Source organism: Bradyrhizobium sp. UBA2491, from assembly GCF_002341725.1.
Taxonomy (GTDB): domain Bacteria; phylum Pseudomonadota; class Alphaproteobacteria; order Rhizobiales; family Xanthobacteraceae; genus Bradyrhizobium.
This window is the reverse complement of the sequence record NZ_DDOP01000042.1, coordinates 127,272-148,521: the sequence shown is the minus strand read 5'-3', so window position 1 is coordinate 148,521 and position 21,250 is coordinate 127,272. Positions and strand designations below refer to the sequence as shown.

Here is a 21,250-nt window from a genome sequence, read left to right as displayed (position 1 = left end):
TTCCGTCCCGAATTGTGCGTCATCCCTGAACGGCTGGATCGCCCCGGGGACACGGGCGCGACGACGGATTGGGGAGCGGGATGGACCAGGGTGACCGGGACTGGTGGCGGCGCGGCATTTTCTATCAGGTCTACCCGCGTTCGTTCGGGGATAGCGACGGTGACGGCGTCGGCGATCTCAGGGGGATCATCGCGCATCTGCCCTATCTGACGCGGCTTGGCGTCGACGCGGTCTGGCTGTCACCGGTCTTCCCGTCGCCGATGGCCGATTTCGGTTACGACATCTCCGATTACACCGGCATCGATCCGCTGTTCGGGACGATGGAGGATTTCGACGAGCTGGTCGCGGCCACCCACGATGCCGGCCTCAAGCTGATCCTCGATCTGGTGCCGAACCACACCTCCGACCAGCATCCCTGGTTCATCGAGGCCAAGAGCTCGCGCGATAATCCGAAGCGTGACTGGTACATCTGGCGCGATCCGGCGCCGGATGGCGGGGTGCCCAACAACTGGCTGTCGGAGTTTGGCGGCAGCGCCTGGACCTATGACGAGGCCTCGGGTCAATATTACTATCACGCCTTCCTGGCGCAGCAGCCCGACCTCAACTGGCGCAACCGCGAGGTCAGGGACGCAATCTACGACGTCATGCGCTTCTGGCTGCGCAAGGGAGTCGACGGCTTTCGTGTCGACGTGATCTGGCACCTGATCAAGGACGTCGAATTTCGCGACAATCCGCCGAACCCGCATTATCGCGATGGCCGGCCGCCGCATGAGAGATTGCTGACGCAGTATTCGACCGACCAGCTCGAAGTGCACGCCGTCATCACCGAGATGCGCCGGGTCACCGAGGAGTTCGGCGACCGCGTGCTGATTGGCGAGATCTATCTGCCGCTGCACCGGCTGGTCGCCTATTACGGCAACGATCTGCGCGGTGCACAGATGCCGTTCAATTTCGCGCTGCTCTCGACCTTGTGGAGTGCGCGCTCGGTGGAGGCGATCGTCGCCGATTACGAAAAGGCGTTGCCGCCGGGCGCGTGGCCGAACTGGGTGCTCGGCAACCACGACCGGCCACGGGTGGCAAGCCGGGTCGGGCCCGCGCAGGCGGCGGTCGCCGCGATGCTGCTGCTGACGTTGCGCGGCACGCCGACGCTCTATTACGGCGACGAGATCGGCATGCGCCAGGTCGCGATCGCGCCGCATCAGGTGCGCGATCCCTGGGAGAGGAACGTGCCTGGTCTTGGCGTCGGCCGCGATGGCTGTCGCACGCCGATGCAATGGAACGCCGAGCGCTATGCCGGGTTCTCGACCGCCAGGCCTTGGCTCCCGCTCGCGCCGGATTTTGCGAGCGACAATGTCGCAAGCCTCGAGGCGGATGCGGCGTCGATCCTCAGCCTCTACAAGGCGTTGATCGCGTTACGACGGAAGCTGCCGCAGCTCGTCCATGGCAGCTACGAGCCGGTGGCTGCGCATGGCGATGTGCTGCTGTTCCGGCGCCGCGCCGCTGAAGGCGTTGCCGTGGTCGCGCTGAACTTCGGCGCAGCGCCCGCATCGGTCTCCTCCAGCGCGATCGGCTTCAGCAATGAGGTGCTGCTGTCGACCTTCATGGACCGGCGGGGCGAGAAGGTCGAAGGCATCCTCGATTTGCGCGCCAATGAAGGCGTGATCCTGGGGCCACCGCTGGATGTCGCGACCGAGTGAGGTGAGCATGTCGGTCAGGCCCCCGCCCCCGCAAGCGGGGGCGGGAAGTGATAAAATTCGGCTGATCTCTACCGCTTGATCTGTGCTTTCAGCGTGTCCTCGACCACGCGATCGAACGACGATGCCTTCGGCGCGCTCTTGCGGTGCTCGGCGACGTATTTGTCGCGCTTGGCGACCAGGGCCGCGAGCTTCTCGTTCAACGCCTTGCGTTGCGCGATCTGCCTGTCGATCTCCGCGGCGCGTGCCTCGGGCTTCATGGCGCGGAGGTTGTCGGGCAGGTCCTCGTCCTTGACCTTGGCGATCTCGTTGCGGCCGGCCGCGACGTCGGCGACGAGGTCGCCATCGCCGGTGACCGCTTCCGACGTCGCCTTCGCCCGCTTGTTGATGAAGCTCGCCATCTCCGAGGCGCGCGCCGGCGAAGCCGCGGCGACGCTGGCCAGCTGCTGGGTCTTGGACTCCGTTCGCTTTTGCAGCGCGCGGGGGCCGTAGGGGATCACCGTGCCGTTGATCTCGCGTTGCAGGATGATGATGTCGTCGTCGAACGGCGTCTCGATGGTGACGATCTGGCCGCCATCCTGCGGGATCGGGATGAACTCGCCATTGCCGTTCTGGGCGATATCACGCCATACCCGTTCGGTATCCTGCGCATGGCCGGCGAGTACGGCGTTGACGATGATGCCGCGTTGCTTGGCGACTGCGAGCGTAATCGGATATTTGGTGTCCTGTGCATAATCCATATGCGGCGGGGCGTCGCCGACGAGGAACACGATGCGCGTGTTGTCGGGCCCCTGCGTCCACTGCATCTTGTTGACGGCGACGTCGAGCGCCTCGTTGACGCTCTCCGGCCAGTCGCCGCCGCCGCGCGCCTTCAATTCCAGCAGGTTGGCATAGAGATCCTGGATGTCGCGGGTCAGTTCGACCTTTTTGGTTACATAGTCGTCGCCGATGTCACGGTAGGCGATCAGGCCCATCCTGATGTCGGCGTCGGGATTGGAATCGACGATCGCTGACGCGATCGACCAGATCTTGCGCTTGGCGCCCTCGATCAATCCGCCCATCGAGCCGGTGGTGTCGAGCACGAACGCGACTTCGACCACGGGCTTGGCCATGGCCGACGACAGTCCGGCGGATAGCGGCAGGGCTGCGAGAGCGAAGACGAGTGAGCGAAGTGTGATGCGTGACCGCATGGGTCTCTCCTTCAGTGTTTCGTCCCTCGGTATCCAGGTTCCACCGGCTTCGCGGTGGCTTGAGGCCGAAACCAAGGCGCCTTCCTCGCGAATTTGCGGCCGATTCCGGCGCTGCCGTTGGCCTTCATGCGCGCGAGCATTGCCTTGACGAAAAACCGGATTCCACTTTTCCGGATCATGCTCGATGGAATCGGCTAGTCTGGGAGGATGGAATCGCCTGCCCGCCAGATCGCGCTCGTGCCCGCGCCCGACCGACGTCAGTCGGAAACCGCGCTTGCGATCGCGCGCGGCACCGCGCGGCTTCTGCGATCGCTGGGATTTTCCTGCATCAGCGAATTGCCGCTGCCGTCCGGCCGAAGGGCTGATCTGGTGGCGTTGAATGAGCGCGGGGAGATCTGGATCGTCGAGATCAAGTCGTCGGTCGAGGATCTGCGTGCCGATCAGAAATGGCAGGACTACCGGCTACATTGCGACCGGTTGTTCTTCGCGTTCACGCAGGATCTGCCGTGCGAGATTTTTCCGATCGACACCGGCCTGATCATCGCCGACGCCTATGGCGCGCATCTGCATTGCGAGGCGCCGGAGCATCGCCTGCCGGCCGCCACCCGCAAGGCCATGACGGTGCGCTTTGCGATGGCGGCGGCGCAGCGGATCAACCGCCTGGTCGATCCGCAGGGGCATGAATTTTAGAAGCGCGATTCGGTAGGATGGGTAGAGCGAAGCGAAACCCATCCTACAAAAGCAAATGGCCGGGGCGAGCCCGGCCATCGCGAAAACAGATGAAGCGATCGCTTAGCGCGGCGCGCGCTTGGCGAGGATGCGCTGTAGCGTGCGGCGATGCATGTTGAGGCGGCGCGCGGTCTCCGAGACGTTGCGGTTGCACATCTCGTAGATGCGCTGGATGTGCTCCCAGCGCACGCGGTCCGCCGACATCGGATTGGCCGGCAGCTCGGATTTCTCGGTACCGGTCGCGAGCAGCGCGGCGACGACGTCATCGGCATCGGCGGGCTTCGACAGATAGTCGACGGCGCCCATCTTCACCGCGGTCACGGCGGTGGCGATATTGCCGTAGCCGGTGAGCACGATCGCGCGTGCTTCGGGACGCTTGCGCTTCAACGCCGAGACGACGTCGAGGCCGTTGCCGTCACCGAGCCGGAGGTCGACGACCGCAAAAGCCGGCGCGGCGCGGCCGATCTCGGCGATGCCGTCGGACACCGTATCGCATGACTTCACTGAGAAGCCGCGCGTCTCCATCGCGCGCGACAACCGTTCCAGGAACGGCTTGTCATCCTCGACGATGAGGAGCGATTTGTCAGCATGGTCATTCAGTTCAGTGATTGCGTTCACGATCCATTTTTCCCTGTGGCAGACATGCATAATATGGGGTTGCACTGGGGCGCTGCCAAGGCAGCCGAAAGTCGCGTGCAAGTCCGGAAAGAACGATGCATCCGGTATGCCAGAGGTGCGATTGAGAACCGTTCTTAAGATGTCGTGCCTGTGTCTCCCGCCGCTTCCTCGAAGCGATCGCGCGGCCAGACGATCTGCACCACGGCGCCGTGATCGGGGAAAGTGCGATTGGTAAACGACACCTTGGCTCCGGTGCGTTCCAGCAATGTCCTTGCGATGAAAACCCCCAAGCCCAAGCCCCCACGCGCATTTTGGGCCTCATCCGCGCCCCGGCGGCGCGACAGATACGGCTCGCCGATCCGTTTCAGCATGTCGGGCGCGATGCCCGGGCCGTCGTCGGAAACCACGATTTCGATGGTTTCCGCATTCCACCAGGCGTTCACCTCGACGGTCTGATGCGCGAAATCGACCGCATTTTCCAGAATGTTTCCGACGCCATAGAGGATCGCCGGATTGCGCGCGGCGACCGGTTCGGGGGTTGCTGCGACAGCAAGCCGCACCTTGATATTGATGCCGAAATCGCGATGCGGCGCCACCGCCTCCTCGATCAGGGTCGACAGCTTCATGTTGTCGAACGGCGCGCCGCTCGATGACAATTGCGCGATCTTGCTCAGGATGTCGCGGCAGCGCTGCGCCTGTTCGCGCACGGTCTTCAGGTCGCCGGCGATCGCCGGGTCATGCGCCGTCTTCTCGAGCTCGCGGGAGATCAGGAAGATCGTCGACAGCGGGGTGCCGAGCTCATGCGCGGCAGCGGCGGCGAGGCCGTCGAGCTGGGTCAGATGCTGTTCGCGCGTCAGCACCAGTTCGGTCGCGGCCAGCGCATCGGAGAGCTGGCGCGCCTCCTCGGTCACCTGGAATGCGTAAAGACTGGTGACGCCGATGGCGAGCAGGATCGAAAGCCAGACGCCGATCAGATAGATCGGCGGCAGCACCAGCGGATCGTCGCCGCCATCCCATGGCAGCGGCAGATGGTAGAAGAAGAGCGCCGAGGCGCAGGCGACCGCGAGGCAGCCGAGCGCGATCGTCAGCCGGATCGGCAACACGGTGGCCGAGATCAGCACCGGGACCAGGAACAGGAACGAGAACGGGTTCTGCAACCCTCCGGTGAAGTACAACAGCCCACCGAGCTCGACGATGTTGAACGCGAGCAGCGCCGCCGCGTAGGCCGGCTCCAGCCGCTGCATCGGGTTGAAGGCGATCTGTAGCGCCAGATTGAGCAGCGCCGAGAACGTCACGATGATGACGCAGGGGACGATCGGAACGTCGAACTCGAGTCCCTGCGCCACAATGAAGATCGCAACCAGCTGGCCGAGCGCGGCAAGCCAGCGCAGCCGCAGGATCGTATCCAGGCGGACGTAGCGGCGGGGTTGGCGGAAATCGGAAGCGACGTCGGTCATCATCTCGGGACTTTAGCTGTGCCGCGGGCGGCGCACAAATTCGCGACTTAGCGCAAGGATGCCGGGCAAGCCTTGCGCTTATTGTCGCAATGGCTCAATGACGGCCGTATGCAACAGAGCGGGACGGGTCACGGACAAGCGCCCAATCAGCCGTCGGTGGCCGATTGGGGCGGATCGGCCGCGATCGACGTTGCCCAGCTGGTCAAGGTCTACAAGACCACCCGCGCGGTCGACGATATCTCGTTTCGCATCGCGCGCGGCAGCATCACCGGGCTGCTCGGCGGCAACGGCGCCGGCAAGACCACGACCATCGCGATGATCATGGGACTGGTGCTGCCGACCTCGGGCAGTGTCAGCGTGCTCGGCGCAAAAATCCCCGAGCAGCGCTATGACGTGCTCGGCCGGATGAATTTCGAGAGCCCCTATGTCGACATGCCGATGCGGCTCACGGTGCGGCAGAACCTGACCATTTTCGGCCGCCTCTATGCCGTGAAACATCTGCGCGAGCGGATCGGCCAGCTTGCTGCCGATCTCGATCTCACGGAATTCTTGGACCGTTCCAACGGCAAGCTCTCGGCCGGGCAGAAGACCCGCGTCGCGCTTGCGAAGGCCTTGATCAACGAACCGGACCTGCTGCTGCTCGACGAGCCGACCGCCTCGCTCGACCCCGACACCGCCGATTGGGTGCGGCAGCATCTGGAGACCTACCGCAAGACCCACAATGCGACCATCCTGTTGGCATCGCACAACATGCTGGAGGTCGAGCGCCTCTGCGACCGCGTCATCATCATGAAGCGCGGCAAGATCCAGGACGACGACAGCCCCGAGCGGATCATGGCGCGCTACAACCGCGACACCCTGGAGGAGGTGTTCCTCGACGTTGCGCGCGGCCGGGCGCGGGAGGGCGCACCATGAGCGAACTCGTCAGCCATCAGCCGCGCGGGATTTCATTGCAGCGCATCAACGCGATGGTGCTGCGCTATTGGTATCTCCTGATGTCGTCATGGCCGCGGCTGCTGGAGCTGATCTACTGGCCGGCCTTGCAGATCATCACCTGGGGATTCCTGCAGAATTACATCTCGCAGAGCTCGGGCTTCTTCGCCAAGGCCGGCGGCACGCTGATCGGTGCCGTGATCCTGTGGGACATCCTGTTCCGCGGTCAGCTCGGCTTCTCGATCTCGTTCCTGGAAGAGATGTGGGCGCGCAATCTCGGCAACCTGATGATGAGCCCGCTGAAGCCGATCGAATTCCTGCTTTCGCTGATGATCATGAGCCTGATCCGGCTCGCGATCGGGGTGATCCCGATGACGCTGCTGGCGCTGTTCTTCTTCGGCTTCAACTTCTACGCCATCGGGCTGCCGCTGATCGCCTTCTTCTGCAATCTGATCTTCACCAGCTGGTCGGTCGGCGTGTTCGCCTCCGGCCTCGTGCTGCGCAACGGGCTCGGTGCCGAGAGCATCGTCTGGACGTTGATGTTCGCGGTGATGCCGCTGGCCTGCATCTACTATCCGGTCGAGGTGCTGCCGGCCTGGCTGCAAGTTGTCGCCTGGGCGTTGCCGCCGACCTACGTGTTCGAAGGCATGCGCTCGCTCCTGATCGATCACGCCTTCCGCGCCGACCTGATGGTGTGGGCGCTGGTCATCAACGCCATCCTGTTTGCTGCCTCTTTTGCGGTCTTCCTTGCCCTTTTGCAGAGCGCCAAGCGCAACGGTTCGTTGCTCGGGGGTGGTGAATAAATGTCACTTTCACGTGGATTTTCGGGGTTTTAGCCCGATATCGGCTCCATATTCGGCTCGCGGCGCATTGACGCATTGTTACGCATTGGTCAGTATGCTGCGGCGCAAACAGGGGTCTGAAAATACTATGCCCATCGGTGAATTTGGCGGTGCCCCGCCACTGGCGGCGGAAGGCAGTCCGGCACTCACGACGCCGTTGTACTGGATGTATGAGATGGCGCATGCGTCGCTCAACCCGGTACGCGCGGTGACCGACGCCACCAAGATCCTGTTTCAGAATCCGCTCAATCCGTGGACGCACACCGAATTCGGCAAGTCGGTCGCCGCTGCCTGCGAGCTGTTCGAGCGCACCACGCGCCGCTACGGCAAGCCGGACTGGAACCTGCCGACGACCGAGGTCAACGGCGTCCGCACGGCGGTCGAGGTCCGCTCTGTCTGGGAGAAGCCGTTCTGTCGCCTGCTGCATTTCGATCGCAAGCTGACGCGGCCGTTGCGCTCGCCGCAGCCGCGCGTGCTGATAGTGGCGCCGATGTCGGGCCACTATGCGACGCTGCTGCGCGGCACGGTCGAGGCCTTCCTGCCGACGCATGAGGTCTACATCACCGACTGGGCCGATGCGCGCATGGTGCCGCTCGCGGCCGGCCGGTTCGATCTCGAGGATTACGTCGATTACCTGATCGAGATGCTGCACGCGCTCGGCGGCAACATCCACATCGTGGCGGTGTGCCAGCCATCGGTGCCGGTGGTTGCGGCCGTTTCGGTGATGGAGGCCAACAACGACCCGTTCGTGCCGTTGTCGATGACGTTGATGGGCGGCCCGATCGACACCAGGCGCAATCCGACCGCGGTCAACAACCTCGCGGAGGAGCGCGGCATCGACTGGTTCCGCAACAATGTCATCACCAAGGTGCCGTTCCCGCATCCGGGCGTGATGCGCGACGTCTATCCCGGGTTCCTGCAGCTCAACGGCTTCATCAGCATGAACCTGGATCGGCACATGGACGCACACAAGGCGCTGTTCGCCAATTTGGTGAAGGGTGACGGCGATCTCGTCGACAAGCATCGTGAGTTCTATGACGAATATCTCGCGGTGATGGACCTCACCGCCGAGTATTACTTGCAGACCGTCGATCTCGTGTTCGTCAAGCACGCACTGCCGAAGGGCGAGATGACCCATCGCGGCAAGCCGGTCGATCCGTCGAAAATCCGCCGTGTCGCGCTGATGACGGTGGAAGGAGAGAAGGACGACATCTCGGGTCTCGGTCAGACCGAGGCGACGCATGCGCTCTGTACCGCGATTCCGAACCATCGCCGCGTGCACTATGTGCAGAAGGGCGTCGGGCACTACGGCGTGTTCAACGGCTCCCGGTTCCGCTCCGAAATCGTGCCGCGGATCTCCGATTTCATGGTTTCGGCGGCCAATACGCGGCTTTCCCTGGTCACCGCGGCCGAATAGGTATCACCCCGGCCGCGATTATCGCGGTCCCGCAAGCCATTGATTTAACTAAATAAATCTCAAATCGGGCAAAGCCCAAGTGATGAATTTAATTTCATCTCTTGGGCCTTTTTCGTAACCTTGATTCATCAGAAAAATACCGGTTCCGACCCCAGCCGGTAGAGGTCAATTAACGGCCGACCCCTGTATATTGGGCAAATGATTTGTTTTTGCGCCGAGCGCTTTCCCTGGCGGCGGATATGGCAGACTTCGGGCGAACTCCTGCTCCCCGGACTCTCAGAAATGGCTACTCGCGCGCTCCTCTATCGGCGGCCTGCCGAACCGTCGACTATTCTGGTCAGACACGGCTCCCAATTCTTCACCGTCAGGTTGCGCCGGCACCGACGCGCGCGCCGCTACACGCTCAGAATTCATCCAACCGATCGAGAAGCGATCCTGACGATGCCGCCGCGCGGCACGATCGCCGAGGCCAAGGAGTTCGCCAATCTCCATGGCGGCTGGATCGCCGCTCGTCTCGGCCGTTTGCCGAAGGCCGCACCGTTCCAGCCCGGAACGGTGGTGCCGTTGCGCGGCGTGCCGCATCGGCTGGTGCACCGCTCGGGTGAGCGCGGCACGGTCTGGACCGAGACGCGCGACAGCGGCGAGAAGATTCTTTGCGTCGCCGGCGGCGTCGAGCACATGGACCGCCGGGTGCACGACTTCCTCAAGCGTGAGGCGCGCAAGGATTTGCAGAAGGCGGCGCAGTTGCACGCCGCGGAACTCGGCGTGCGGGTGCGGCGGATCTCGATCCGCGATCAGTCCAGCCGTTGGGGTTCGTGCACTTCGGCGGGTTCGCTGTCATTCTCGTGGCGGCTGATCCTGGCGCCGCCCTTCGTGCTCGACTACCTCGCCGCGCATGAGGTCGCGCATCTCGTCGAGATGAACCATTCGGCGCGGTTCTGGCGGGTGGTCGACAAGGTCTGCGCGTCGGTCACGCGTGCCAAGACCTGGCTCGATACCCACGGCAACGACCTGCATCGCTACGGGATTCAGGAGTAGGCAACCTCTCCAATCCGACCTCCGCTGTCATCGCCCGCGAAAGCGGGCGATCCAGTATTCCAGAGGCGCCTGTTTTCAATCGAGAGGCCGCGGCGTACTGGATCCCCCGCTTTCGCGGGGGATGACAGTTGACGTTGCGGCGCGACTTGCCGTCTCACGCTTACCGGAACAACCGATCGGCCAACCAGCCATCGAGCCCGGCTGCCGCCTCCGGCCGCGCGTTGGGATTGGGTGGCGGTGATGCGCGCGTCGGCGTCGGTGGTGGCTGCCGGTAGTAGCCGGCGGAGGGGACCGGCACCGGCTGTGGCGCCTGCATCTGCGGTTGGATCTGCATCGGTGCGGACGGTACCGATGGCGCTGTGATCTGCGAAGTGATCTGCATCAGGTTCGCCGCTCCCCAATTGCCCTGCGAGTTGGGGATCGCCGCGACCGGCACACCCTGATGCGCTGCCTTCATGAAGCGGCTCCACACTTCCACGGGAAGGCCGCCGCCGGTTGCCTTCTTGGTCGGCGAATTGTCGTCATTGCCGAGCCAGACGCCGGTGACGAGCTTGGCGGTGTAACCGATGAACCATGCGTCGCGATAATCCTGGCTGGTGCCGGTCTTGCCGGCCGCGGTCCAGCCGGGGATCTCCGCCTTGCGCGCGGTGCCCGAGATCAGCGTCTCGCGCATCATGCTGTTCATCATCGCGTCATAGCGCGGTTCGATCACCTGGTTCGGCGGATCGGCCGGACGATCGTAGAGCAGCTTGCCGGAACTGGTCTTGATCCTGGTCACCACATGCGGCGACACCGCGTAGCCGCCATTGGCGAACGGCGCATAGGCGCCGACCAGTTCGAGCACGGACACTTCCGAGGTACCGAGCGCGATCGAGACGTTGGGCTCGAGCTTGGAGGAGATGCCGAGCCGGTGCGCGGTGCGCACCACGTTCTTGGCGCCGACCTCGACGCCGAGCCGCACCGCCACGGTGTTGAGCGACATCGCCAGCGCCTGGGTCAACGTCACCGAGCCGAAATATTCGTGGGTGTAGTTCTCCGGCTTCCAGCCCTTGATGTCGAGCGGCGCGTCGGTGCGGATGGTGTCCGGCGTCAGCCCGGACTCGACCGCGGTGAGATAGACGAATGGCTTGAACGCCGAGCCCGGCTGCCGCTTCGCGGTCACCGCCCGGTTGTATTGGCTCTCGGAATAGTTCCGGCCGCCGACCATGGCGCGGACTGCGCCATCGGGCGTCATCGCCACCAGCGCACCCTGGCTGACATTGAACTTGACGCTCTTGGCGGCCAGCTCGTCGATCACGGCGACTTCGGCGACGCTTTGCAGCTTCGGATCGATCGTGGTCTGCACCACGATGTCCTGGTCGATCTGGCCGACCAGATCGTCGAGCACTTCGCCGATCCAGTCGGCGACATAGTTGACGGTGCCGGCGCCGGCCGGCTTCACCGCGATCGACGGCTGGCCGATCGAGGCCTTTGCCTGCGCGTCGGTGATGAACTTGGCGTCGGCCATTGCCGCGAGCACAATTTGCGCGCGCTGCTCGGCGCCCTCGGGGTTGCGGTTTGGCGCCAGCCGCGACGGCGACTTGACGAGGCCGGCGAGCATCGCGGCTTCCGGCAGCGTGACGTTTTTCGCCGACTTGCCGAAATAGCGCTGCGCCGCGGCCTCGACGCCATAGGCGCCGGAACCGAAATAGACCCGGTTGAGATAGAGCTCGAGGATCTCGTCCTTGGTGTGCTTGCGTTCCAGCCACAGCGCGAGCTCGGCCTCTTGCAGCTTGCGCTGCATGGTGCGCTCCTGGGTCAGGAACAGGTTCTTGGCGAGCTGCTGAGTCAAGGTCGAGCCGCCCTGCGAGACGCCGCGATGCAGGACGTTGGTGATGGCTGCGCGTAAAATGCCGACCGGGTCGACGCCGAAATGCGAATAGAAGCGGCGGTCTTCGATTGCGATGAACGCCTTCGGCAGATAGGGCGGCAGGTCCTTCAAGGCGATGTTGGCGCCAGCCATTTCGCCGCGCTGTGCCAGCACTGAACCATCCATGCCGACGATCTGGATGGTTGGCGGACGCTTCGGGATTTCCAGCGACTGGATCGGCGGCAGATGCGCGCCGACCCACACCACGACACCGATCACCGCGATGCCGGCCCACAGGCCGAGCACCGCGGTCCAATAGAACAGCCGGCCGATGCCAAAGCCGCGCGACTTGCTGCGCCGCTTGCTGCCGCTGCGCGACGGGCGTGGCCGCTCGCTGCCGGAATCGCTGCTCTTGTCGGCGCTCTTGTTTTTCGATTTGGCGGGCTTGTCGTCGCCGCCGCCGGGAATGCGATCGGAGGGCGACAGTCTGAGGTCGGCAAGCGCGGCCGGAAGCCCGAACAGCGGCTCCTTGCGCCCACCGCCTTTTTTACGTCCCCACGCCATCCGCAACGCTCACACCCTTCACGCGCGGACGCTAGCGTTCCCGGTTTAAGGGGCGGTTACGCAAAGCTTAACGGGGGATTAGGAGGTGGGGCGGTGCGTGCTAGATATGAGCGGAACCAATGAAAAGGAGCTCAACATGAGCCATATCGATCCGACCAAGGACGTCTTCGCGCAGTTCCGGGACAACAACCGGCCGGGCCCGATCCACATGCTCAACCTGGTGCGCTTGCGCGAATGGGCCGCCTATCCCGATGGCCGCAAGGCGACCGGCGCCGAGGCCTATGCGGCCTATGGCCGCGAGAGCGGGCCGGTGTTCGAGCGCCTCGGCGGCCGCATCGTCTGGCAGGGCCGCTTCGAGCTGATGCTGATCGGCCCGCAGGAGGAGCGCTGGGATCACTGCTTCATCGCGGAGTATCCAAGCGTTGGCGCTTTCGTCGAGATGATCCGCGATCCCGTCTATCGCGAGGCGGTGAAGCACCGCCAGGCCGGCGTGGAGGACTCGCGGCTGATCCGCCATGCCGTGCTGCCGGTCGGCAAGAATTTCGGCGAGATACCGAAGTAGGCGCGACGCGATATACTGGTCCCGTCATCCTGAGGAGCCGCGAAGCGGCGTCTCGAAGGATGCACGGCCCTGCTGGTGGCCGTCGACCCTTCGAGACGCGCAAGGGCGCGCTCCTCAGGGGACGGTGAGGGAGTGCACGAACTCCAAAAACAAATCGGCGGCCCGGAGGCCGCCGATTGCATCTCAAATCTGCGCGAACGCTAGCCCGCCGCGCCGGTGTCCTCGAGGATCGGGCCGAACAGCTCCCAGCGTTCGCCGTTGAACTTCATCATCTGCAACTGCTTGTTGACGCGATAGTCGGTCGCCGAGGTGTTGGCCTTGATGCCCGGCAGCGCGATGTCGGTCGTCACGTCCTTCATCGATGCGGCCTGCTTCATGACGTTCTCGCGGGTCAGATTGTCGCCGCATGCCTTGAGCACGGTGACCAGCATCTGCGCGGTCGCGTAGCCATAGGTGTTGAAGTTCGAATCCTTGTCGCCGTCCGGATAGTACTTCGCCATGAAGTCGAAATAGCGCTTCAGGCCGGCATCGTCCTTCCAGGTTGGATCGAGCGGGTCCTTGCCGTAGTTGACGCTGATCACGCCCTTGGCCGCTTCGAGCCCGGCGGGCTTCATGACTGCGCCGACCGAGGTGGCGTTGATGTCGACGATCTGAACCGGCTTCCAGCCCATCTCGTAGATTTTCTTGATCGCCTGGGCCGCCTGCTTCGGTGTCGTGGCCGAGAAGAACAGGTCCGCGCCGGCATCCTTGATCTTGATGACCTGCGAATCGATGGTCGGATCGGACACTTCGTAGGACGCCTCCGACACGATCATCGAGGCCGCCTTGGCGCCGAGGCCGGCCTTGAGGCCGTTCAGATAGTCCTTGCCGAGGTCGTCATTCTGATAGAGCACGCCGACCTTGGCGTTCGGATATTCCTTGAGGATGTACTGGCCGTAGATTCGCCCTTCGACGAAGTAGTTCGGGTTGAAGCCCATCGTCCAGGGGAAGTCCTTCGGGTCGGTGAACTTCGAGGCGCCGGTGGCGGCGAACAGCTGCGGCACCTTCTTGGCGTTGAGATACTTCTGCACGGCGGCGTTCGAGGGCGTTCCGACGATCTGGAAGGTCAGCAGCACCTCGTCGCTCTCGACCAGCTTGCGCACCTGCTCGACGGCCTTGGGCGGCGAATAGGCGTCGTCATACTGGATCAGATTGATCTTGCGGCCGCTCACGCCGCCCTGATCGTTGATCATCTTGAAATAGGCGGCCTGGCTCTTGCCGATGGTGGCGTAGGCGGAGGCCGGTCCGGAGAAGGGGACGGTCTGGCCGATCTTGATTTCAGTATCGCTCGCGCCGGGATCGTATTTCTTCTGCGCGAAGGCCGACGTTGCAGACAGCGCAATCGCGAGCGCCGTTCCCGTGACCAGGTGGAAAATCCCATTCCTCATAATGCTGCTTTCCTCACGTGATTGATGGTTTGGCCGATGATCTTTCCCGCGGGTTCAAGGTCCCGCGGTCGCCATCGCTGGGCCGGGATACTGGCGGAACGCTTGCTGCGACGCAAGACGAGCAATGCCGAAAAGGCGAGCGTTTTCAGTCAACGAAAGTAGGGGGCGACGCAAAAAAGGAAGGTCGAAGCTGGACCAGCACTTCACTGTCGTCCCGGCTTTCGCCGGGACGAGAGTGCGCGGGTGATGACACCGGACAAGGTGTTCGACGGGTTGAACCGGAAGGCCGTCTGCGCAGCGGCCCGACCTAGCCCGCCGGCCCGGTGTCCTCGATGATCGGGCCGAACAGCTCCCAGCGCTCGCCGTTGAACTTCATCATCTGCATCTGCTTGTTGATGCGATAGTCGTTCGGACCCGTCGTGATCGACATGCCGGGCAGCGCCAGGCTCGGGACGAACTTGTTCAGGCTGGTCACCTGCTTCATCAGGTTCTCGCGGGTGAGGTTGTCGCCGCACTGCTTGAGCACCTGGATCAACAGCTCGGCCGTCGAGTAGCCATAGGTGTTGACGGTGTTGAGCTTGTCGCCCTCCGGGTAATATTTGTCCATGAAGGCGAAATAGGCCTTCACGCCGGGATCGTCCTTCCATTGCGGGTCGGCGGGATCCTTGCCGTAATTGGTCGAGATGATGCCCTTGGAGATGTCGAGGCCGGCCGGCTTCAAGGTCGCCGACACCGGGCTCGCGTTGATGTCGAGGATGTGCACCGGGTGCCAGTCGAGGTCAGCGACCTTGCGGATCGCCTGCGCCGCGAATTTCGGCGTCGACGCGTCGTAGAGCAGGTCGACGCCCGCGGCCTTCAGCTTGACGATCTGGGAATCGACGGTCGGGTCGGTCAGCTCATAGGAGACCTCGGCGACGATCATGCTGGCGGCCTTGTCGCCGAGCCCGCTCTTCAGGCCGGTGATGTAGTCGCGGCCGAGATCGTCGTTCTGGTAGAAGATGCCGATCTTGGCGTTGGGGTGATTGGCGAGGATGTATTTGGCGTAGATACGCCCTTCGGACTGGTAGTTCGGGTTGAACGCAATCGTCCACGGCGCGTTCTGTGGATCGGAGAAGCGGGACGCGCCGGTCGAGGCGAGCAGCTGCGGCACCTTCTTGGCATTCAGATACTTTTGCACGGCGGCATTCGACGGCGTGCCGATGATCTGGAAGGTGAACAGTACCTCGTCGCCCTCGACCAGCTTGCGCACCTGCTCGACCGCCTTTGGCGGCGAATAGGCGTCGTCATACTGGATCAGGTTCAGCTTGCGGCCGTTGATGCCGCCCTGATCGTTGATCATCTTCATATAGGCCGCCTGGGTCTTGCCGATGCCGGCATAGGCAGAGGCGGGGCCCGAGAACGGCACGGTCTGGCCGATCTTGATCTCGGTGTCGGTTGCGCCGATGTCGTATTTCTTCTGTGCGGCGGCCGATGTAACCGACAACGCGATGGCAAGCGCTGTCGCAGCGAGCAATTGCACGCTCCTCATGTCCGTGACCTCCCATGTTGCCGATGATCTTGTCCGCAAGCGGTGGGCCAGCGGATGTCACCGTTGCCAGGGATGATGGAGGAAGGGCGCTTGCATTGCAAGGCGATGCACCCTGCGCGCGATGTCGCGTCACACCAGCCACAGCAGCATCAGCGTCAACGCCGCGGGTGCGGCCTGCACATAGAGGATGCGCCGGCTTACGGTGGCGGCGCCATAGGCACCGGCGACGATCACGCAGAGCAGGAAGAATGTCTTGATCTGGAATGCGAAGCCGGGATTGCCGTGCACCAGGCCCCAGATCAGCCCGGCGGCGAGGAAGCCGTTATAGAGCCCCTGATTGGCAGCCAGCACCGCCGAGTCGGTTGCCTTCTCGAGCGAGTTGCGAAAGGTCTTCAGTCCGAGCGGCCTGGTCCACAGAAACATCTCGAGCACCAGGAAATAAATGTGCAGCGCGGCGACCACCGCGACCAGGATATTCGCAAGCAAAAGCATCGTTCGGCCCCCAGCTCAATTTCTCGTAATGATGCGTTGTGTTCACGCGAGCCGATGTCCATTTCGCTCGCAACTGCGCCCAACGGAATTCGGGTGGACGCTAGCATGCGGACGGTCAATTGTATGCCGAGCGACCCACTCCAGAGCGACGACCATGGCCGACCGCAAGACCGCACAGACCTTCAACCTCGATCGGCTCAAGACCCCGATCGGCGCCGCATTGCTGGTGACCGATGATGACGGCGTGCTGCGCGCGCTCGACTGGGACGATTATGAGGGGCGGATGCTCGATCTGCTGCGGCTGCATTATGGCGTGGTGACCTTGCGGGACGGCCGCGCGCCGGCCGCGATGCGCAAGGCGCTTGGCGATTACTTCAAGGGCGACCTCGATCGGCTCACGGATGTCGAGTGGCGCGTCGCCGGCACCGCATTCCAGCAGAAGGTCTGGCACGCGTTGCCGAAGATTGTTCCCGGTACCACCATGAGCTACGGCGCACTGGCTGTGAGGCTGAAAGTGCCGAACGCGATGCGCGCGGTCGGCCATGCCAACGGCTCGAACCCGATCAGCGTCGTCGTGCCGTGTCACCGCCTGATCGGCGCCAATGGCTCGCTGGTCAAATATGGCGGCGGGCTGGAGAGGAAGCGCTGGCTGCTAAGGCACGAGGGGGTGGAGGTTTAGCCCCCCTCGTCATTCCGGGGCTCGCGAAGCGAGAGCCCGGAATCCATTGCACCACAAATCGCGCGGCCCGATGGATTCCGAGCTCGCGCTACGCGCGCCCCGGAATGACGCGTGGAGAGAGTTTGGCTCTCACGCCGCCGGCTTCGCGGCCTGGTCCTCGCTCGCCAGCAAATGCAGCAGCGAGCTCTTGATCGCCGACTGCCGGGTCGGCGCGGTGATCTGGGCGCCGAGCAAATCGGTGACATAGAACACGTCGCGGGCGCGTTCGCCGAACGTCGCGACATGGGCGGAGGCGATGTTGAGGTTGAGCTTCGAGATCGCGGTCGTGAGCTGGTACAGCAGGCCGGGACGGTCGAGGCCGGAGACCTCGATCACGGTGTAGCGGTCGGACCACTGGTTGTTGATGGTCACCTCGGGCTCGACGATGAACGGCCGCGCCTTGCTGCGCACCGCGCGCTTCGCCACCGCCTCGGGCAGCCTGAGCTTGCCTTCCAGCACCTGCTCGATCATCTCGCCGATCCGGGTGGCACGGCGGCCCTCGTCGTCGTCGCGGTCGTATTCGCGCGAGATCGAGATGGTGTCGAGCGCGCGGCCATCGGTCGTGGTGTAGATCTGGGCGTCGACGATGTTGGCGCCGGCCGACGCGCAGGCGCCCGCGATGATCGACAGCAGCCAGGGATGGTCGGTCGCCAGGATCGTCAGCTCGGTGACCGCGCGGATCTCGTCGAAGCCGACATTGATCGCAAGCTTGTGCCCGGCCTGCTCGCTGGCGCGGATGAAGCGCGCCTGGCGGATCTTGCGCGGCAGTTCGACCTTGAGCCAGTAGGCCGGGTAGTGCCGGCCGATATAGGCGTTGAGCTCGACCTCGGGCCATTCGGTGAAGGCGCGGCGAAATTCGGCCTGTGCCACCGCGATGCGCTGGGCCCGGTTGACTTCCGAGAAGCCGCCGGTCAGCACCGGCTCGGTCTCGTAATACAGCGTGCGCAACAGCTGCGCCTTCCAGCCGTTCCAGACGCCGGGGCCGACGCCGCGGATATCGGCGGTGGTCAGGATCGTCAGCAGCTTCATCTGCTCGACCGATTGCACCACAGCGGCGAAATTCTCGATGGTCTTGCGATCCGACAGATCGCGCGATTGCGCTACCGTCGACATCGTCAGATGCTCCTCGATCAGCCACGCCACCAGTTCGGTGTCGGCGGCGGAGAAGCCGAGCCGCGGGCACAGCCGTCGCGCCACCTTGGCGCCGGCGATCGAATGGTCCTCGGGGCGGCCCTTGGCGATGTCGTGCAACAGCGTCGCAATGTAGATCACCGGGCGATGCTCGGGACGGATCTTGCGGAACAGGTCGCTGGCGACCACGAACTCCTCGTTGCCGCCGCGTTCGATATCCTGGAGGAAGCCGATGCAGCGGATCAGATGCTCGTCCACCGTGTAGTGGTGGTACATGTTGAACTGCATCATCGACACGATCTTGCCGAAGGCGCGGATGAAGTGGCCGAGCACGCCGGTCTCGTTCATCCGCCGCAGCACGGTCTCCGCATTGTCGGAGGTCAGGATCTCCATGAACAGGCGGTTGGCTTCGTCGTTCTCGCGGAGCTGGGTGTTGATCAGCTTGAGCGAGCGCGTCACCGTGCGCATCGCGTCGGGATGGAAGGCGAGGTTGTTCTGCTGCGCGAGGCGGAAGATCCGGATCAGATTGACCGGATCGTGCTTGAACACGTCGGGCGCGGCGAGGTTGATGCGGTTGTTGTCGACGATGAAGTCGTCGCTACCGTTAACCCGCCGCCGCTTGGTGCCGGGCCGCAGCCGCGCCACCATCCGGCTCAGCACCGGCGCCGGCTTGTTGTGCTCTTCCTCGAGCTTGGCACACAGGATCGCGGTAAGGTCGCCGACGTCCTTTGCGATCAGGAAGTAGTGCTTCATGAAGCGCTCGACGTCCTGCATGCCGGGATGCGAGGTGTAGCCGAGCCGGACCGCGATCTCGCGCTGCATGTCGAACGACAGCCGCTCCTCGGCGCGGCCGGCGAAGAAGTGCAGGTTGCAGCGCACCGACCACAGGAAGTCGGCGCAGCGGCGGAAGGTGCGGTACTCCTGCGCGTCGAACACGCCGCGTTCCAACAGCTCGTCGGTCTCGCGCACGCGGTAGACGTATTTGGCGATCCAGAACAGCGTGTGCAGGTCGCGCAGCCCGCCCTTGCCGTCCTTGACGTTGGGCTCGACCAGATAGCGCGACTGGCCGGCGCGGCGATGCCGCTCCTCGCGCTCGGCGAGCTTGGCGGTGACGAATTCCGCCGCGGTGCCCTGCACCACCTCCTTGTCGAAGCGCTCGACCAGCTCGTCATACAGCGGCTGGTCGCCGGTCAGGAACCGGGTCTCCAGGATCGCGGTGCGGATCGTCATGTCGCCGCGCGCCTGGCGGATCGACTCATCGACCGAGCGGGTGGCGTGGCCGACCTTCAGCCCCATGTCCCAGAGGCAATAGAGAATGGCTTCGGCGACCTGCTCGCCCCAGGCGGTCTGCTTGTAGGGCAGGATGAACAACAGATCGATGTCGGACTCCGGCGCCATCAGTCCGCGGCCATAGCCGCCGGTCGCGACCACGGCCATGCGCTCGGCGCCCGAGGGGATCGGCGAGTGGTAGAGATGCCGGGTCGCTGCCGCATACAGGATGCGGATGATCTCATCCTGCACGAAGCACAGCCGTTCGGCGCAGCGGCGGCCGTGACGGTCCTTCAGCAGCAGTGCCTGCGCCTTGGCGCGCGCCGCGATCAGTTCGGCCTTGAGCAGCTGCGCCATCGCGGCGCGGAACTGGTCCTCGCGGCCGGCATGTTGCTCGGCGAGTGCATTGACCGCCGCGGTGATCCGCGCGGTCTCGAAACGATCGTCCGCTTCAGGGCGGGTCTCGGCTACGACGCTGTCCATACGCTCATCCGATATCGGACGGAGCTGTTGCTGTCACTGACCAAAGTATAACGACAGCAGCTCCATGCTGTTTCGCCTGCGCTTCGAGCAAGATGGTTCTCGCACCGCTCGACAAAAGGTAGAGATTTTCTCGTTGACCGCAAGTCTAACTCATTGAATGAAAAGACTGTTTCTTAATCTGATCGAGGAGATCGACGAATGCACAAATTTTCCCGGCGCGCCTTCGCTGCGCTGCTCGCGGTCTCGACATTGTTGCCCGGCGCGGCGTTCGCCGCCGATGCGCTGAAGGAGATCCGGATCGACTGGGCGACCTACAATCCGGTGTCGATGGTGCTGAAGCAGAAGGGCCTCCTGGAGAAGGAGTTCGCCAAGGACGGCATCAGCATCGTCTGGGTGCAGTCGGCCGGCTCCAACAAGGCGCTCGAATTCCTCAACGCCGGTTCGATCGATCTCGGCTCGACCGCGGGCTCGGCCGCTTTGGTCGCCAGGATCAACGGTAACCCGATCAAATCGATCTATGTCTATTCGCGTCCCGAATGGACCGCGCTGGTCACCACCAAGGACTCCAGGATCGCGTCCGTCGCCGACCTCAAGGGCAAGCGCGTCGCGGTGACCCGCGGCACCGACCCGCACATCTTCCTGGTCCGCGCGCTGCTCGGTGCCGGTCTGACCGAAAAGGACATCACGCCGGTGCTGTTGCAGCATGCCGACGGCAAGACCGCGCTGATCCGCGGCGATGTCGACGCCTGGGCCGGCCTCGATCCGATGATGGCGCAAGCCGAGGTCGAGGAGGGCGCCAAGCTGTTCTATCGCAACCCCGACGCCAACACCTGGGGCATCCTCAATGTCCGCGAGCAGTTCCTGAAGGACCACCCGGACATCGTCCGCCGGGTGCTCGCTACCTATGAGGAGGCGCGGAAATACTCGCTGGCAAACTATGACGAGCTGAAGGAGACCTTCATCGCGGTGACCAAGCTGCCGGACGCCGTGGTCGACAAGCAGCTCAAGGAACGCACCGAGCTGACCCACAGCCGCATCGGTAGCGCCCAACGCGAGTCGATTTTGGCCGCCGGCCTCGCCTTGCAGCAGGCGGGCGTGATCGACGCCAAGACCGACGTGAAGGCAGCGGTCGATTCGTTGATCGACGATCAGGTCCCGCTGCCGACCAACTGACCGCTGTCGTCCCGGACAAGTGAAGCGCGATCCGGGACCTATAACCACAAGGCTCTGTTGTTGAACAAGGCTGTGGCCCCAGCTCGCTCCGTCCCCACGTCCTGTGGTTATGGGTCCCGGCCTTCGCCGGGACGAC

Annotated in this window: 17 protein-coding genes; 9 read left to right on the top strand and 8 right to left on the bottom strand. The window is 63.8% G+C overall.

Annotated features, from left to right (window positions below):
* Positions 1–80 precede the first annotated feature (80 nt).
* Positions 81–1,697 (top strand): alpha-amylase family glycosyl hydrolase, encoded by a 1,617-nt coding sequence (locus tag B2W55_RS14030; RefSeq protein ID WP_024584654.1) that lies wholly within the window; start codon positions 81–83, stop codon positions 1,695–1,697.
* Positions 1,698–1,765: 68 nt separating this feature from the next.
* Here B2W55_RS14030 and B2W55_RS14025 read toward each other — a convergent pair whose 3' ends face one another.
* Positions 1,766–2,884: a vWA domain-containing protein gene (locus tag B2W55_RS14025; RefSeq protein ID WP_024584655.1), complete on the bottom strand. Its 1,119-nt coding sequence runs from the start codon at positions 2,882–2,884 to the stop codon at positions 1,766–1,768.
* A 207-nt stretch (positions 2,885–3,091) separates the two neighbouring features.
* Here B2W55_RS14025 and B2W55_RS14020 point away from each other — a divergent pair, with 207 nt between their 5' ends.
* Complete coding sequence (locus B2W55_RS14020; protein ID WP_024584656.1) at positions 3,092–3,574, top strand: MmcB family DNA repair protein; 483 nt, start codon at positions 3,092–3,094, stop codon at positions 3,572–3,574.
* A gap of 102 nt (positions 3,575–3,676) precedes the next feature.
* On the opposite strand, the gene B2W55_RS14015 is transcribed toward B2W55_RS14020, so the two are convergent.
* The gene (locus B2W55_RS14015) at positions 3,677–4,231 is read right to left on the bottom strand and encodes an ActR/PrrA/RegA family redox response regulator transcription factor (protein WP_024584657.1); all 555 of its coding nucleotides are present in this window, start codon (positions 4,229–4,231) and stop codon (positions 3,677–3,679) included.
* Between the two features lie 134 nt (positions 4,232–4,365).
* Positions 4,366–5,688 carry an ActS/PrrB/RegB family redox-sensitive histidine kinase gene (locus B2W55_RS14010; protein ID WP_024584658.1) on the bottom strand — a complete coding sequence of 441 codons (1,323 nt, stop codon included), beginning with the start codon at positions 5,686–5,688 and terminating at the stop codon, positions 4,366–4,368.
* Positions 5,689–5,796: 108 nt separating this feature from the next.
* Here B2W55_RS14010 and B2W55_RS14005 point away from each other — a divergent pair, with 108 nt between their 5' ends.
* The 4 genes from B2W55_RS14005 (at position 5,797) to B2W55_RS13990 (ending at position 9,918) form a co-directional block, all read left to right on the top strand.
* Positions 5,797–6,603 (top strand): ABC transporter ATP-binding protein, encoded by an 807-nt coding sequence (locus B2W55_RS14005; protein ID WP_024584659.1) that lies wholly within the window; start codon positions 5,797–5,799, stop codon positions 6,601–6,603.
* Complete coding sequence (locus B2W55_RS14000) at positions 6,600–7,424, top strand: ABC transporter permease (protein WP_024584660.1); 825 nt, start codon at positions 6,600–6,602, stop codon at positions 7,422–7,424. Before B2W55_RS14005 ends, B2W55_RS14000 begins: the two co-directional genes overlap by 4 nt.
* A 127-nt stretch (positions 7,425–7,551) precedes the next feature.
* A complete protein-coding gene (locus tag B2W55_RS13995) occupies positions 7,552–8,880 on the top strand; it encodes a polyhydroxyalkanoate depolymerase (protein ID WP_024584661.1) in 1,329 nt (442 codons plus the stop codon).
* A gap of 198 nt (positions 8,881–9,078) precedes the next feature.
* Positions 9,079–9,918 (top strand): M48 family metallopeptidase, encoded by an 840-nt coding sequence (locus tag B2W55_RS13990; protein ID WP_080890911.1) that lies wholly within the window; start codon positions 9,079–9,081, stop codon positions 9,916–9,918.
* Between the two features lie 160 nt (positions 9,919–10,078).
* Here the strand turns inward: B2W55_RS13990 and B2W55_RS13985 are convergent, their stop codons facing one another.
* Positions 10,079–12,331: a PBP1A family penicillin-binding protein gene (locus B2W55_RS13985; protein ID WP_024584663.1), complete on the bottom strand. Its 2,253-nt coding sequence runs from the start codon at positions 12,329–12,331 to the stop codon at positions 10,079–10,081.
* A gap of 136 nt (positions 12,332–12,467) precedes the next feature.
* Between B2W55_RS13985 and B2W55_RS13980 the strand changes: the two genes are divergently transcribed.
* Positions 12,468–12,893: a DUF1330 domain-containing protein gene (locus tag B2W55_RS13980; protein WP_024584664.1), complete on the top strand. Its 426-nt coding sequence runs from the start codon at positions 12,468–12,470 to the stop codon at positions 12,891–12,893.
* A gap of 200 nt (positions 12,894–13,093) precedes the next feature.
* On the opposite strand, the gene B2W55_RS13975 is transcribed toward B2W55_RS13980, so the two are convergent.
* The 3 genes from B2W55_RS13975 to B2W55_RS13965 all read right to left on the bottom strand — a co-directional run bounded on the left by B2W55_RS13975 (position 13,094) and on the right by B2W55_RS13965 (position 16,340).
* Entirely contained in the window at positions 13,094–14,320 is a 1,227-nt protein-coding gene (locus tag B2W55_RS13975; protein WP_024584665.1) for an ABC transporter substrate-binding protein, read from the bottom strand.
* A gap of 307 nt (positions 14,321–14,627) precedes the next feature.
* The gene (locus tag B2W55_RS13970; protein WP_043855229.1) at positions 14,628–15,848 is read right to left on the bottom strand and encodes an ABC transporter substrate-binding protein; all 1,221 of its coding nucleotides are present in this window, start codon (positions 15,846–15,848) and stop codon (positions 14,628–14,630) included.
* Positions 15,849–15,977: 129 nt separating this feature from the next.
* Positions 15,978–16,340: a DUF1304 domain-containing protein gene (locus B2W55_RS13965; protein ID WP_024584667.1), complete on the bottom strand. Its 363-nt coding sequence runs from the start codon at positions 16,338–16,340 to the stop codon at positions 15,978–15,980.
* Between the two features lie 154 nt (positions 16,341–16,494).
* Between B2W55_RS13965 and B2W55_RS13960 the strand changes: the two genes are divergently transcribed.
* Complete coding sequence (locus B2W55_RS13960) at positions 16,495–17,019, top strand: methylated-DNA--[protein]-cysteine S-methyltransferase (RefSeq protein ID WP_024584668.1); 525 nt, start codon at positions 16,495–16,497, stop codon at positions 17,017–17,019.
* A gap of 129 nt (positions 17,020–17,148) precedes the next feature.
* Here B2W55_RS13960 and B2W55_RS13955 read toward each other — a convergent pair whose 3' ends face one another.
* Positions 17,149–19,941 carry a [protein-PII] uridylyltransferase gene (locus B2W55_RS13955; RefSeq protein ID WP_024584669.1) on the bottom strand — a complete coding sequence of 931 codons (2,793 nt, stop codon included), beginning with the start codon at positions 19,939–19,941 and terminating at the stop codon, positions 17,149–17,151.
* Between the two features lie 198 nt (positions 19,942–20,139).
* Here B2W55_RS13955 and B2W55_RS13950 point away from each other — a divergent pair, with 198 nt between their 5' ends.
* Positions 20,140–21,114 carry an aliphatic sulfonate ABC transporter substrate-binding protein gene (locus B2W55_RS13950; RefSeq protein ID WP_024584670.1) on the top strand — a complete coding sequence of 325 codons (975 nt, stop codon included), beginning with the start codon at positions 20,140–20,142 and terminating at the stop codon, positions 21,112–21,114.
* Positions 21,115–21,250: the final 136 nt, after the last annotated feature.